Source organism: Proteus sp. fly-1067, assembly GCF_040139345.1.
GTDB classification, from domain to species: Bacteria; Pseudomonadota; Gammaproteobacteria; order Enterobacterales; family Enterobacteriaceae; genus Proteus; species Proteus vulgaris_B.
Map to the genome: position 1 here is coordinate 160808 of NZ_JBEEUL010000004.1, position 13772 is coordinate 174579.

The 13772-nt window shown below is 38.9% G+C and carries 12 protein-coding genes; 5 read left to right on the top strand and 7 right to left on the bottom strand.

The window, feature by feature from the left end; genetic code table 11:
- Positions 1–6 precede the first annotated feature (6 nt).
- The 5 genes from ABN217_RS08230 to ABN217_RS08250 form a co-directional block, all read right to left on the bottom strand.
- A complete protein-coding gene (locus ABN217_RS08230) occupies positions 7–339 on the bottom strand; it encodes a cytochrome o ubiquinol oxidase subunit IV (protein ID WP_072069391.1) in 333 nt (110 codons plus the stop codon).
- A complete protein-coding gene (locus tag ABN217_RS08235) occupies positions 339–950 on the bottom strand; it encodes a cytochrome o ubiquinol oxidase subunit III (protein ID WP_072069390.1) in 612 nt (203 codons plus the stop codon). Before ABN217_RS08235 ends, ABN217_RS08230 begins: the two co-directional genes overlap by 1 nt.
- Positions 950–2932, bottom strand: a complete 1983-nt coding sequence (cyoB, locus tag ABN217_RS08240; protein WP_115350464.1) for a cytochrome o ubiquinol oxidase subunit I — start codon at positions 2930–2932, stop codon at positions 950–952. Before cyoB ends, ABN217_RS08235 begins: the two co-directional genes overlap by 1 nt.
- Positions 2933–2936: 4 nt before the next feature.
- Positions 2937–3887 carry a cytochrome o ubiquinol oxidase subunit II gene (cyoA, locus tag ABN217_RS08245; RefSeq protein ID WP_115350463.1) on the bottom strand — a complete coding sequence of 317 codons (951 nt, stop codon included), beginning with the start codon at positions 3885–3887 and terminating at the stop codon, positions 2937–2939.
- A 496-nt stretch (positions 3888–4383) separates the two neighbouring features.
- Complete coding sequence (locus tag ABN217_RS08250) at positions 4384–5145, bottom strand: nucleoside-specific channel-forming Tsx family protein (RefSeq protein ID WP_072069387.1); 762 nt, start codon at positions 5143–5145, stop codon at positions 4384–4386.
- 367 nt (positions 5146–5512) lie between these two features.
- On the opposite strand from ABN217_RS08250, the gene dbpA reads away from it, so the two are divergent.
- Positions 5513–6886 (top strand): ATP-dependent RNA helicase DbpA, encoded by a 1374-nt coding sequence (gene dbpA, locus ABN217_RS08255; protein ID WP_196553547.1) that lies wholly within the window; start codon positions 5513–5515, stop codon positions 6884–6886.
- Positions 6887–6991: 105 nt separating this feature from the next.
- Here dbpA and ampG read toward each other — a convergent pair whose 3' ends face one another.
- Together ampG and ABN217_RS08265 are read right to left on the bottom strand one after the other, a co-directional pair.
- Entirely contained in the window at positions 6992–8512 is a 1521-nt protein-coding gene (gene ampG / locus ABN217_RS08260) for a muropeptide MFS transporter AmpG (protein WP_196553548.1), read from the bottom strand.
- Between the two features lie 55 nt (positions 8513–8567).
- Complete coding sequence (locus tag ABN217_RS08265; protein WP_072069385.1) at positions 8568–9146, bottom strand: YajG family lipoprotein; 579 nt, start codon at positions 9144–9146, stop codon at positions 8568–8570.
- Positions 9147–9485: 339 nt separating this feature from the next.
- On the opposite strand from ABN217_RS08265, the gene bolA reads away from it, so the two are divergent.
- The 4 genes from bolA (at position 9486) to clpX (ending at position 13722) form a co-directional block, all read left to right on the top strand.
- Positions 9486–9800, top strand: a complete 315-nt coding sequence (gene bolA / locus ABN217_RS08270) for a transcriptional regulator BolA (RefSeq protein WP_072069384.1) — start codon at positions 9486–9488, stop codon at positions 9798–9800.
- Positions 9801–10120: 320 nt separating this feature from the next.
- On the top strand, positions 10121–11425 hold the full coding sequence (gene tig, locus ABN217_RS08275) for a trigger factor (protein ID WP_072069383.1): 1305 nt from the start codon (positions 10121–10123) through the stop codon (positions 11423–11425).
- 256 nt (positions 11426–11681) lie between these two features.
- Complete coding sequence (gene clpP, locus ABN217_RS08280) at positions 11682–12305, top strand: ATP-dependent Clp endopeptidase proteolytic subunit ClpP (protein WP_004245088.1); 624 nt, start codon at positions 11682–11684, stop codon at positions 12303–12305.
- A gap of 145 nt (positions 12306–12450) precedes the next feature.
- Complete coding sequence (gene clpX / locus ABN217_RS08285; protein ID WP_036932880.1) at positions 12451–13722, top strand: ATP-dependent protease ATP-binding subunit ClpX; 1272 nt, start codon at positions 12451–12453, stop codon at positions 13720–13722.
- Positions 13723–13772: the final 50 nt, after the last annotated feature.

A 13772-nucleotide genomic window follows, 5' to 3' on the forward strand; every position in this document is an offset into this window, starting at 1 on the left:
CAACTCTTAATCCATCATCATATTGATGTTCAGGTTGTACATAATCCACAACGAGCCTACGACAACAATGCCGATAATAAGCAGTGTGAACAGGAATGCAACGACGTTCCAGCGCTCTTCTGATGACGTATTCATATGTAAGAAGAAGACTAAATGAACAACAATCTGCACAACAGCCATACCGACAACGGTCCATAGAATAGTTGCTGGTGTCGCGGTTCCTTCCATCACCATCCAAAATGGAATAACGGTGAGGATAACAGACAGAATAAAGCCAATCAGGTAAGACTTCATACTGCCGTGGCTTGCGCCTGAAGGAGAAGTATTTGGATGACTCATTACATCGCTCCCATCAGATAAACTACGGTGAACACACAAATCCAGACAACGTCAAGGAAGTGCCAGAACAGACTTAAACAGCTTAAGCGAGTACGGTTAACTTCTGTTAAGCCACGGCGTGATACTTGGATCATTAGGATCACAATCCAAATTAAACCCGCTGTTACGTGAAGACCATGCGTTGAAACTAATGCAAAGAATGCAGATAAGAATGCACTGCGATCTGGGCCGTAACCTTCTGCGATTAGCTCATGGAATTCGTAAACTTCCATGATGACGAAACCTAAGCCGAATAAGAAAGTAACAAATAACCACAGATTAACTTGGCTAACGCTACCTTTATTCATGCTCAGCATAGCGAAACCAAAAGTGATACTACTAAATAGCAGTAAGAAGGTTTCAACTAAAACAAAAGGTAAGCTAAAAATTTCTTTACCTGAAGGACCATCAGCAATCCCGTTAACAAGCACCGCATAAGTGGCGAATAAGCTGGCAAACAGGATAAGGTCGCTCATTAGGTAGATCCAGAAGCCGAAAACTTTCGTCGCTCCTGCATCGTGATGCCCATGATGCTCATGGGCGTTTGTGTTATTTACAGTTTGAGTAGACATTATTTCACACCTGCTTTTTTCAGTTCTTCATAATGCTTATTCTCGATAGCTTCAATTTCAGGCACTTGGACATAGTAATCCACATCTGTATCAAAGCTTTTTACGATCCAAGTGACAATCATGCCAGCGAAACCAACGATAGCTAACCACCAGATATGCCAGATCATGGCAAAACCAAGGACTAAACTGAATGCTGAAATAATTACACCTGCACCAGTATTTTTAGGCATGTGGATTGGTTCGTATTTGGTTGGGCGTTGATAAGCGGTACCTTTTTCTTTCTGATCCCACCACTCATCACGAGTTTGAACATTAGGCTCAACAGCGAAGTTGTAGAAAGGTGCAGGTGAAGAAATTGACCACTCGAGAGTACGTCCACCCCATGGATCGCCCGTTAAATCACGGTTTTGATCACGGTCACGAATACTCACGTAAATTTGGATGACTTGGCAAGCAATACCGATAGCAATTAGTGCAGCACCCCCTGCGGCAACTAACAGCATTGGGTTAAACTCTGGATTGATATTTTGGCTTAAACGACGAGTCATACCCATAAAGCCAAGAATATACAGTGGCATAAAGGCCATAAAGAAGCCGATAAACCAGAACCAGAATGCACGAATACCCCATTTTTCATTCAGTGTGAAACCGAATGCTTTAGGGAACCAGTAAGTCATACCTGCGAAACAGCCAAATACCACACCACCGATAATAACGTTATGGAAGTGAGCAATTAAGAATAAGCTGTTATGTAAAACAAAGTTAGCACCCGGAACCGCCAGCAGAACTCCGGTCATTCCTCCTACAGAGAAGGTAATTAGAAAACCGATAGTCCATAGCATTGGGCTTTTGTACTCGATACGGCCTTGATACATCGTAAACAGCCAGTTAAAGATCTTAACCCCTGTTGGTATGGCGATGATCATGGTGGCGATACCAAAGAAGGCGTTTACGTTAGCCCCTGAACCCATAGTAAAGAAGTGGTGTAACCAAACGATAAATGACAATACGGTAATAACAACTGTTGCACCGACTAATGAGGTGTAACCAAATAACCGTTTTTTAGAGAATGTTGCCGTGACTTCAGAAAACACACCAAATACAGGCAGAACAAGAATATAAACTTCTGGATGACCCCAAGCCCATACGAGGTTGATGTACATCATCATGTTACCGCCCATATCATTGGTAAAGAAATGCGTACCAAGATAGCGGTCTAATGTTAACAATGTAATCGTAACGGTTAAAATTGGGAATGCAGCGATAATCAGGACGTTAGTACATAAAGCCGCCCAAGAGAATACTGGCATTTTCATCATGCTCATGCCTGGCGCACGCATACGCAGGATAGTCGCGAAGAAGTTAACCCCTGTTAGAAGTGTACCAATACCAGATATCTGTAAACTCCATATCCAGTAATCGACCCCGACTCCAGGGTTATACTCTAAGCCTGAAAGTGGCGGATATGCTAACCAACCTGTTTGTGCGAATTCACCAATACCTAAAGAAAGGTTGATAAGTACCACACCAACGACAAAGAACCAGAAGCTCAGTGAGTTTAGGAAAGGGAAGGCCACATCACGAGCGCCAATTTGTAAAGGCACAACGAGGTTCATCAGACCCACAACGAAAGGGGTTGCCATGAAGAAAATCATGATAACGCCGTGTGCGGTAAAAATCTGATCATAGTGATGAGGAGGTAAAAAGCCCGCTTCACCAGCTGAAGCTAGTGCTTGTTGGCTTCTCATCATAATGGCATCGGCAAAGCCACGGAACATCATGACCATTGCAACGATGATATACATAATACCAATTTTTTTATGGTCAACACTGGTTAACCATTCGCTCCATAACCACTTCCATTTACGAAAATAAGTTAGTGCGCCAACAACAGCAAGTCCGCCCAGAACGATACCGAGTAAAGTTACTACGATAATAGGTTCATGCAACGGGACTGCATCAAGAGTTAATTTTCCGAACATGCCTTTATTCCTCTGCTCCTGCATGCGCCGCATGGCTCATGTTCATATTCATTGTTGCATCAGCATGTGCTGTCTGATTGCTACTTGTGTGAGCGCCATGACCTGTATGACCAAATTTAGAAATAGTCTCTTGGAATAACATTGGCTTCACGCTTGAATAATAGGTCACTGGATTTTTCTGGCTTGGTTTAGCAAGTTCATTAAATGCAGCAGTAGTATTTAACGTATCTGATGATTGTTTTACTTTCTCAACCCATGCATCAAAACCAGCACGATCAGGCGTTGCTATTGCGGTAAATTTCATATCTGAGAAACCATGCCCACTATAACTTGCTGACATACCTGGATATTCACCTGGTTCATTAGCGATTAGGTGAAGTTTGGTCTGCATTCCTGCCATCGCATAGATTTGACCACCCAAGCGAGGAATAAAGAATGAGTTCATGACTGAGTCAGAAGTGATTTTGAAATTAACAGGTACATTAGCAGGGAAAGCCAATTCATTGACTGTCGCAATACCTTGTTCTGGATAGATAAATAACCATTTCCAATCCATTGAAACAACTTCAATGGTGACCGGTTTTTCTGAGGACTCTAGGGGTTTGTAAGGATCAAGCTCATGGGTTGTTTTCCATGTGATGCTTGCCAAAATCACAATAATGATAATTGGCACGGTCCAAACAACGAGTTCAATTTTATTTGAGTGAGCCCAGTTTGGGCGGTAGGTGGCTTTTGTATTGGATTCGCGGTAGCGATAAGCGAAAACAATCACCATCAGTATCACCGGTATCACAACAATTAACATTAAACCAAGTGCAATAAGGATTAATGTTTTTTGCTCAGCGCCGATAGCGCCTTTGGGATCCATTAACGCCATGTCACAGCCACTTAATAAGAATGCGGCTGCTAATAGCGAGAGTGTCCCAATACTTTTTATGTATTTCATAAGTCTCATCCAACGACCTAAATGACAAAGGTTCTATTGTTGTTTCATCAGTATCAGTAAGGACATTTTACGGTAAGGTTGCCACAGTGTAAACAATTGTAATGGTAAGTGGGTGGTTGGTTGTTCTTTTGTGTTAATGTGATCACAAGTAATTAAACTATTAAATAATTGTTAATTTAATTATTGGATATTAACGATAATTTCATAAAGTATCATATTTCTAAAATAAATACATATTTTTACAAATAAAAATGCAATAAAAAATGTAAGAAAACGTATTTTGATTAAAAAAGTGACAGCAAGCAGGTCTGAGGAGAGTTTATGAGCTAAATCCTTTTTATTATGATGTTTAATGTCTTAATTTGCCGGTTATGTGATTTTTAATATTGATAATAGATCATTTGTTGAATATTTATATTCAATGAGGATTTTATTCATTAAATAAGAAAAAAGGATTACAGCGGATAAAAATAGATCCGCTGTAATGAAAATTAACAATTTGCTATCAGAAGTTATATTTCAAGCTATATACAATGCCGTCTTGAAGAAAACTCTCTCCTAGCTTTTTATAAGCATAGCGATATTGAATTCCTGTAGTAATAGATGTTGTCGGATGCCACCAAATGGCTAAAGCGCCATTAATGCCATTTTTACCTCCATTGCCATAACGTTTATGTCGTTGAAATTCCATCTCATGCCAGTTTGTTAGGCTAAATTTTTGATTTTTTATATTAAAATCATATCCAGCAACCCAACCAGCCACATAACCGTTGTTACCTGAATATTTAGATTGATCGACATAATGAAGGGCAATAAAAGGTTTAAACCATAAATTAGCAATTTGAGTGTTATAGCCAAACCCGTAAAGTGTATTTACTTCATGAAAGTTACCACCATATTTTTTACCGGGGAGTGACCATGTACCATAAACATGTCCATATAAATTAAAGTTACTTTTGCCTAAATAAATACGAGCAGTACTTTTAATGGTATAGCGCTGATTATCTCCCGGATGAGTTTCTCTTTTATTAAAGGGATTCTCTAAATCGAAAAAGCCATAAAACTCCCCCCATGAAAAATTAGCAGCACCTTCAAGTTCTAAATAGGCAAAATCATCTTTATGGGAAGTTTTGCCTGTTTTGTGTGTTGTATGTGTTGTCCAATCTAAGTAGTTAATACTTGTGCTTGCAAATCCTCCTAAATAACTTGCCTGAGAAGATAAAGAGAATGTTGTTGCGATGACAAACAAAAATGGTTTTTTGATCATAAATTATCTCGATGTTTCATGGTCGATTATGGTTGCGGTGAATGTTCAGTTTTTCTTTTTTATTGGAATAATAAACTATAAAAATCCATTTTGTAGGAATTTGAGCTCCAAATAAGATCTATTTCTAGAATTTTGATATTAGTTTAAAAAATAGGAAGTTTTGTATTTTTTTATTTATTTTTTCGAGTTATTAGTAAAAATAAAAAAGGAATCTTTGATAAGAAGAGGAAATTTAAGGAGATAATGATAAAAAATAACACTTAGATGAAAAAGTAATATGAACAGTGCAAAAATACCTCACGACACAAGAATGAAGGGATAGTATCATTAGCTTATATTTGTTTTTACTTTACTTGGAATTTTCATTGTGACCTCATTTGCTGAACTTAACGCCCTTCCTGCAGAACAACTCGCTAACCTTAATGAAATGGGTTATTTAACTATGACTCCAGTTCAAAAAGCCGCTTTACCTGCTATTCTTGCAGGAAAAGACGTCCGTGCTCAGGCAAAAACAGGTAGTGGTAAAACGGCTGCTTTTGGTTTAGGTGTATTACAACATATTGATGCAAAACAATTTAATACCCAGTCATTAATATTATGCCCAACGAGAGAGCTTGCCGATCAAGTTGCAAATGAATTACGTCGCCTTGCTCGTTATTTACCTAATATTAAAGTATTAACGCTATGTGGCGGAGTCCCCTTTAGTATTCAACGTGATTCATTAATTCACGCTGCACATATTATTGTGGCGACACCGGGCAGATTACTTGATCACCTGAAAAAAGAGACTGTCAATTTAGATGATGTAAAAACGTTAGTGCTCGATGAAGCTGATAGAATGCTGGATATGGGATTTTTTGATGATATCAATGATATTATTTCTCGTATGCCAACGGCTCGCCAAACCCTGCTTTTTTCTGCAACATGGCCAAATGAAATCGCTACAATCAGCCGTAAAATACAGCAAAATCCTATCACTATCGAAATAAATTCAGTTGATGAGCTCCCTGCTGTTGAACAGCAATTTTATGAAATATCTCGTCATGGCAAAATAGGATTGCTGCAAAAACTGTTAAGCCGTGAACAACCAGCTTCTTGCGTGGTTTTCTGCAACACAAAAAGAGATTGCCAAGATGTGTATGAGACACTGACAGAAAGTAATCAAAGTGTGCTTGCTTTACATGGCGATATGGAACAAAGGGAACGTGACCAAACTTTAATTCGTTTTTCTAATGGGAGTTGTCGTGTGTTAGTTGCAACGGATGTTGCAGCTCGCGGGCTTGATATTAAAGCGTTAGAAATGGTGATCAATTACGAATTATCATGGGATCCTGAAGTGCATGTTCACCGTATTGGGCGTACAGCAAGGGCGGGTGAGAGTGGATTAGCTATCAGTTTTTGTGCACCTGAAGAAATTCAACGTGCTAATGCCCTAGAAGAAATGCTTCATATGAAGATAAATTGGTTACCTGTTCCTACAGGTCTACAAATTACGCCGCTTGAAGCAACGATGGCAACATTATGTATTGATGGTGGTAAAAAAGCCAAGATGCGTCCAGGTGATATTTTAGGCGCATTAACGGGAGATATGGGTTTTAATGGTGCTGATATTGGTAAAATTATGATTAATCAGACTCATGCTTACGTTGCGGTAAAACAATCAATTGCTAAGCAAGCTTGGAAACAGCTACAACAAGGTAAAATTAAAGGTAAATCGGTCAAAGTCAGATTGTTTAGATAATTTAAATAATCAGTAACTGTTTTTACTAATACCAAAATTAATATAAATATGAAAAAGGGCAGCTTAAGCTGCCCTTTTTCATTAATGGCCCCAAATATAACAAAACTAATGTGTTGTTATTCTGAGTGCTAAATAATCTAATATTGTGCCTACAACGAGGCTTATTGCACCAATAACAACACCATATAAAAACAGTGATGAAGCCCAATGGCCTAATAATTCATTATTTATTGATTGAATAAAATCAATAGATTGGGATATTTCCAAACCTGATAATGAATTTGTAATAACCAGAATTAAGCTACAAATAAAGAAGAAAACGGCTAGTATTAAACCATAGAGAGCAAAACGGTATTGTTTTATAAATTGTGTTCTTCTAAGAAATTCGCCTGTTTTTTGTGTGTAAATAAGCGTATTTTTTGAAATCATCAGCAAAATAAGGCCAGGAACTGAAGCCACGATAGAGAAAAGATAAAACGCCTCCCAGCCATGGCTTTCGACATACCAACCCGCAACAGGGCCTACATAAACACGACCAATGGCGGATAGGGCTGAAAGAAGTGCGAATTGTGTTGCTGAAAAAGAAAGATGACAAAGAGTCATTAAAAGTGCAACGAATGCTGCTGTACCCATTCCTCCACAGATATTCTCAAAAGCAACTACGGCACCCATGCTATAAATGTTTTGTTCTGAGATAGCGAGATACCAATAGCCAATATTTGAGCCACCTTGCATTATTCCAAAAATCATCAGTGCTTTAAATAAGCTCCAACGACGCATTAATAAGCCACCTAATAAGGCACCGATAATCGTGGCAGCAAGCCCTAATGTTTTGTTGACTAAACCAACTTCCCCAGCATCAAAGCCAGCGCCACGAATAAGAAATGTGGTACTTAAACTCAGAGCAAAAGCATCGCCCATTTTATATAGGACAATGAGGAGTAAAATAAGCCAAGCATTATTACGAGAGAAGAATTCAGCTAAGGGTTCAATTACGGCTTCATAGAGTGTCCGAGGGGGTTTTACCGCGGTTTCTGGCTCTTGGGCGAGTAGTGTGGCAATTATACCAATTCCCATTAAAGCAGCCATTAACCAATACATATTCTGCCAGCCAATATATTTATCAGCAAGCCAAAGTGCCATCCCACCAGAAACAAGCATTGCAATGCGATAGCCTAATACAGAAACTGCCGCCCCAGTACCACGTTCATCAGCCTTTAAAATATCTGTTTTATAAGCATCGAAGACAATATCTTGTGAAGCTGAACAAAAAGCGACAATAACGGCTAAAGAAGCAAGCCACCATAAATGATCATTAGGGTTTAAAAACCCCATACCTGCAATACCTATTACCAACCCTATTTGGGTAAGTAACATCCACCCTCGACGACGCCCAAGAAAAGAGGGCGTATAGCGATCCATAAAGGGCGACCAGAGGAATTTAAATACATAAGCTTGCCCCACCAATGAGAAGAAACCAATGGTTTTTAAATCAATGTTTTCTACTGTCATCCATGCTTGTAATGTACCAGCGGTTAATGCAAGTGGTAATCCAGAAGTAAAGCCAAGTAACAGTAAAATAAATGATTTGTACCAAGTGGTTTGTTTGAAGGCAGGCTGAACCATGCAAGAATTCCTTTCGACGACCTGTTTAAGATAACAGGTCGTTTATTCTAATAAATTAACGGGCGTTAGATTTGATAAATTGACTGACTGAAGCGTCTTTTGCCATATCGCTAACGAGCTCACTTAAGACATTATTAATTGCAGCCGCAATTTTCTCATTAGTGGCACCAAATGGTCCCTGAACATTGTAGCTAGTGCGGAATGTTTTGGTATTTGAACTGCCATTTGGCAAGGTGACAATAACTGAGATATCTGCTTTCGCACTGATATTATGGCGAACACTTCCTTCACCTACATCTGCGTTGAGTTTATTGATAACAATGATCACATCAGCGCTAGCAGGAGAACCTACCATAAAACCACGGGCTGTCATTTGTTTTTGCAATACTTCTTGCATTAAAAATGCAATATCACGAGTTGGAACAAGTACTTCTAGTTTTCCATTACGGTTAATTTCCGCTAGGTTTTTAGATGTACGTTTGTCTTGGCTTGAAATATTCAGTGAAATTGGGCGCATGGTTGGATCGGCCGCAGGAACTGACATTACAGGCTCAATAGAGAGTTTGTTACTAGGAGTTGCACAACCTGAAAGTAGTGTTAATGCAAAAACAGCACAGAGTAAATTTTTAATCATGAGGTAATCTCGGTTAAATATGTCTGTTGTGTTAACAAGTAGAATAGGTTTCAAACTTTAGCCTATCATACCACTGCTAATAGGTTGCTAATATCCTTTTAACGAACAAAATTATCTGATTTTATCAATTGATTTTATTTCAAATTAACCTCATTTTTGCTCATAAATTTAACAATATTCGGTCAATGGTTTTACTCAAGATGAAAAATAAGCGATTATCATCAGCAAAATAAAAAAGAATGAGTTCATCATTTTGTATTGATAAAGGCTTAATCAATATAATCTGGTCGACTTATTTTTTGTTCGCCATGATATAAAGGCAGAGTATTAGGGGCAGAAATGATCCGTGATGATATTGAGAATAAGCTGATTTCACGCTTTTCACCGCATTTTTTACAAGTAATAAACGAAAGCCACCGCCATAATGTGCCTGAAGGCTCTGAAAGTCACTTTAAAGTCATTATTGTTAGTGATGAATTTAATGACAAGCGCAGTGTTTCACGCCATCGTGATGTGTATCAAACCTTAGCTCATGAAATGGAAAATGGTGTTCATGCTCTCGCATTGCATACTTTTACGTTGAGTGAATGGAATGAACAACAGGATAAAGCATTACGCTCTCCTGGATGTCGTGGTGGTAGCCAAGAAGATTAACAATGTTATCGTTAATCGTGAATAAATAGATCTAAGATGCGTATTTTTTGTTCTTTATAGAGGGAAAAAGGGGCGACTTACTCGATTTTATGAAAAAATTGAGGAATAAAACGGCTCTTTCTCGACTCAACCCCTCTAGATCGTTATAATGTCGCGTCTAATTTTCAGTAAGGTTTCGGGATGCTTCTGATATCAGGGATCCTCGTTTTTTTAAATGTGGCGGCCCCGGTTCTGAAAGGAAAATAAATCTAAATATGTCAATGTCATATTAGTTTCCTTTAAAGTAGACCGAGCACTAAAACTTATTTTGAGGTAACAAGATGCAAGTTTCTGTTGAAACGACTCAAGGCCTAGGGCGTCGTGTCACAATCACCGTACCAGCCGCTGATATCCAAACTGCTGTAGACAGTGAACTGAAAAAAGCTGCTAAGACTGTTCGCATTGATGGTTTCCGTAAAGGTCACGTTCCAATGTCTATGGTTAAACAGCGTTACGGTATGTCTGTACTGAATGATGTTCTTGGTGATTTAATGTCGCGTAATTTCATTAACGCTATCATCGAAAACAAAGTAAACCCAGTTGGCGCGCCTGACTACAAACCAGAGCAATACAAAGAAGGTGAAGACTTTGTTTACTCTGTGGAATTCGAAGTTTTCCCAGAAATCGAACTGAAAGGTCTGGAAAGCATTGAAGTTGTAAAACCAGTTGTCACTGTTAAAGACGAAGACGTTGATAACATGTTAGAAACACTGCGTAAGCAACAAGCAGAGTGGAAAGACAAAGACGGCGAAGTTGCAGCAGAAGATCGCGTAACTGTTGATTTCAACGGTTCTATTGACGGTGAAGAATTCGAAGGCGGAAAAGCTGAAGATTTCGTACTGGCAATGGGTCAAGGTCGTATGATCCCAGGTTTTGAAGAAGGCGTTATCGGTCATAAAGCTGGTGAAGAATTCACAATTGATGTGACTTTCCCAGAAGATTACCACGCTGAAAACCTGAAAGGTAAAAAAGCACAATTCGCTATCAACCTGAAAAAAGTTGAAGAGCGTGAACTGCCAGAATTAACTGAAGAGTTCATCAAGCGTTTTGGTATTGCTGATGGTTCTGTTGATGGTTTGCGTGCAGAAGTACGTAAAAACATGGAACGTGAACTGAAAAATGCAATCCGTACTCGTGTTAAAACACAAGTTATTGATGGCTTAGTTAAAGCAAACGAAGTTGACGTACCTGCAGCTGCTGTAGACAGCGAAATTGAAGTTCTGCAACGTCAAGCAGCTCAACGCTTTGGTGGCGACGAGAAACAAGCTCTGCAATTACCACGTGAATTGTTCGAAGAACAAGCTAAACGTCGCGTAATCGTTGGATTATTGTTAGGTGAAGTGATCAATAGTAATGAACTGAAAGCAGAAGACGAGCGTGTTAATACACTGATCGACGAAATGGCTTCAGCTTACGAAGATCCATCAGAAGTTGTTGAGTTCTACAACAAGAACGAACAGCTTATGAATAACATCCGTAATCTTGCATTAGAAGAGCAAGCGGTAGAAAAAATCTTAGCAAATGCTAAAGTAACTGAAAAAGAGACTAACTTCACTGAACTGATGAATGAAGTTCAAATGGGTTAATTCTTAACCGCGATATCGGTTTTAAGCAAAAACCCGTGGTTTTTACCACGGGTTTTTTTCAGTTTGTATATATTTATCAAAATTAGCCTTGAAATCTGAGCGATTATCTCCAGATAATTCTATATTCTCTTTATCACTCCTCGCGAGGCGCCTTGAATGTCTTGTGAGAGATTAGATCATTAGAAATGGTCATGATCAATTATCTCAAGTAAAATTGTTGTCATTGGCACCAATAAGAATGCAATAGGAGACAGACATGTCATTTAACGACACACAGGAACAATTCGCACCTAATATGGCTCTGGTGCCGATGGTTATAGAGCAAACTTCGCGAGGAGAGCGTTCTTACGACATTTATTCACGTTTATTAAAAGAACGTATCATTTTCCTGACTGGCCAAGTTGAAGATCACATGGCTAATCTGATCGTCGCTCAAATGCTATTTTTAGAAGCAGAAAACCCAGAAAAAGACATCAATCTATATATCAATTCACCAGGTGGTGTAATTACTGCGGGTATGTCCATTTATGACACCATGCAGTATATCAAAGCTGATGTCAGCACGATTTGTATGGGACAAGCGTGTTCAATGGGCGCTTTCTTATTATCAGCGGGTGCAAAGGGTAAACGTATTTGCTTGCCTAACTCTCGTGTGATGATCCACCAACCATTAGGCGGTTACCAAGGTCAGGCGACAGATATTCAAATTCATGCACAAGAAATTTTGAAAGTAAAATCGCGTATGAATGAATTAATGGCTCAGCATACGGGTAAATCTATTGAAGAAATAGAAAGAGACACTGAGCGTGATCGTTTCTTATCCGCTAACGAAGCGTTAGAATACGGATTAGTGGATAAAGTCTATACACAACGTAGTTAATTACAGCGCGTTGTAATAGCAACTGAATTAACATGTTTCCTTTGTTATAGAATTAGGCAAAGGAAACTGCCATTAATATCTCTATGTAAAAAGTCTTTCTTCTTCTTATCAATCAATAAGAAGAATAACTAAGTGAGGTTGACTGATGACAGATAAGCGCAAAGATAGCTCAGGGAAGCTTCTGTATTGCTCTTTCTGCGGTAAAAGCCAGCATGAAGTGAAGAAATTGATCGCTGGCCCGTCGGTTTATATCTGTGATGAATGTGTTGATCTTTGTGTCGATATCATTCGTGAAGAAATAAAAGAACTGGCGCCTCATCATGAACGCAGTGAATTGCCAACGCCACATGAAATTCGTAAGCACCTTGATGACTATGTTATCGGTCAAGAATTGGCTAAAAAAGTTCTGGCTGTTGCCGTTTATAATCACTATAAACGCCTGCGTAATGGCGATAAAGCCAATGGTGTTGAGCTAGGAAAAAGTAATATTTTGCTGATTGGGCCTACAGGTAGTGGTAAAACGCTATTAGCAGAAACATTAGCACGCTACCTTGATGTTCCTTTTACTATGGCAGATGCCACAACGCTAACAGAAGCGGGTTATGTGGGTGAAGATGTTGAAAACATTATTCAAAAACTGCTACAAAAATGTGATTACGATGTGCAAAAAGCACAACGTGGTATTGTTTATATTGATGAAATTGACAAGATCACTCGTAAATCTGAAAACCCATCAATTACACGCGATGTGTCTGGTGAAGGTGTACAGCAAGCATTATTGAAACTAGTTGAAGGAACGGTGGCTTCGGTTCCTCCCCAAGGTGGACGTAAGCACCCACAACAAGAATTTTTACAGGTTGATACCTCTAAAATCCTCTTTATTTGTGGTGGTGCATTTGCTGGCCTTGATAAAGTTGTTGCACAACGTTTAAATACACACTCTGGTATTGGTTTTGGTGCAGAAGTCAAAAGCCAAAAAGAAAAAGCCAGTGAAGGTGAATTATTAGCTCAAGTTGAACCAGAAGATCTGATTAAATTTGGACTTATTCCCGAATTTATTGGACGTTTACCTGTTGTTGCGACATTAGGTGAGTTAAACGAGGATGCATTGATCCAAATCTTACAAGAACCTAAAAATGCATTGACAAAACAATATCAGGCATTATTTAAGTTAGAGGGTGTGGATTTAGAATTCCGTAAAGAAGCGCTGACTGCAATCGCAAAAAAAGCCATGGTACGTAAAACAGGTGCTCGTGGTTTACGCTCAATTGTTGAAGCTGCATTACTTGATACGATGTATGACCTTCCTTCATTTGAAAATGCAGAGAAAGTTGTTATTGATGAAGGTGTCATCAATGGAAAATCTGAGCCGTTGATTATTTATAGCCAACCAGAAAACCAAGCATCAGGTGAATAATGCATCGTAATTTGGCAATGTCTCTTATCTGACATTATCTGTAATTTTCT

What these genes read in the sequence shown, in the direction of transcription:
- tig (WP_072069383.1), top strand. Translation starts at nt 10,121, where the DNA reads ATGCAAGTTTCTGTTGAAACGACTCAAGGCCTAGGGCGTCGTGTCACA.
- ABN217_RS08250 (WP_072069387.1), bottom strand. Translation starts at nt 5,145, where the DNA reads ATGATCAAAAAACCATTTTTGTTTGTCATCGCAACAACATTCTCTTTA.
- cyoA (WP_115350463.1), bottom strand. Translation starts at nt 3,887, where the DNA reads ATGAGACTTATGAAATACATAAAAAGTATTGGGACACTCTCGCTATTA.
- cyoB (WP_115350464.1), bottom strand. Translation starts at nt 2,932, where the DNA reads ATGTTCGGAAAATTAACTCTTGATGCAGTCCCGTTGCATGAACCTATT.
- ABN217_RS08265 (WP_072069385.1), bottom strand. Translation starts at nt 9,146, where the DNA reads ATGATTAAAAATTTACTCTGTGCTGTTTTTGCATTAACACTACTTTCA.
- clpP (WP_004245088.1), top strand. Translation starts at nt 11,682, where the DNA reads ATGTCATTTAACGACACACAGGAACAATTCGCACCTAATATGGCTCTG.
- ABN217_RS08230 (WP_072069391.1), bottom strand. Translation starts at nt 339, where the DNA reads ATGAGTCATCCAAATACTTCTCCTTCAGGCGCAAGCCACGGCAGTATG.
- ABN217_RS08235 (WP_072069390.1), bottom strand. Translation starts at nt 950, where the DNA reads ATGTCTACTCAAACTGTAAATAACACAAACGCCCATGAGCATCATGGG.
- bolA (WP_072069384.1), top strand. Translation starts at nt 9,486, where the DNA reads ATGATCCGTGATGATATTGAGAATAAGCTGATTTCACGCTTTTCACCG.
- ampG (WP_196553548.1), bottom strand. Translation starts at nt 8,512, where the DNA reads ATGGTTCAGCCTGCCTTCAAACAAACCACTTGGTACAAATCATTTATT.
- clpX (WP_036932880.1), top strand. Translation starts at nt 12,451, where the DNA reads ATGACAGATAAGCGCAAAGATAGCTCAGGGAAGCTTCTGTATTGCTCT.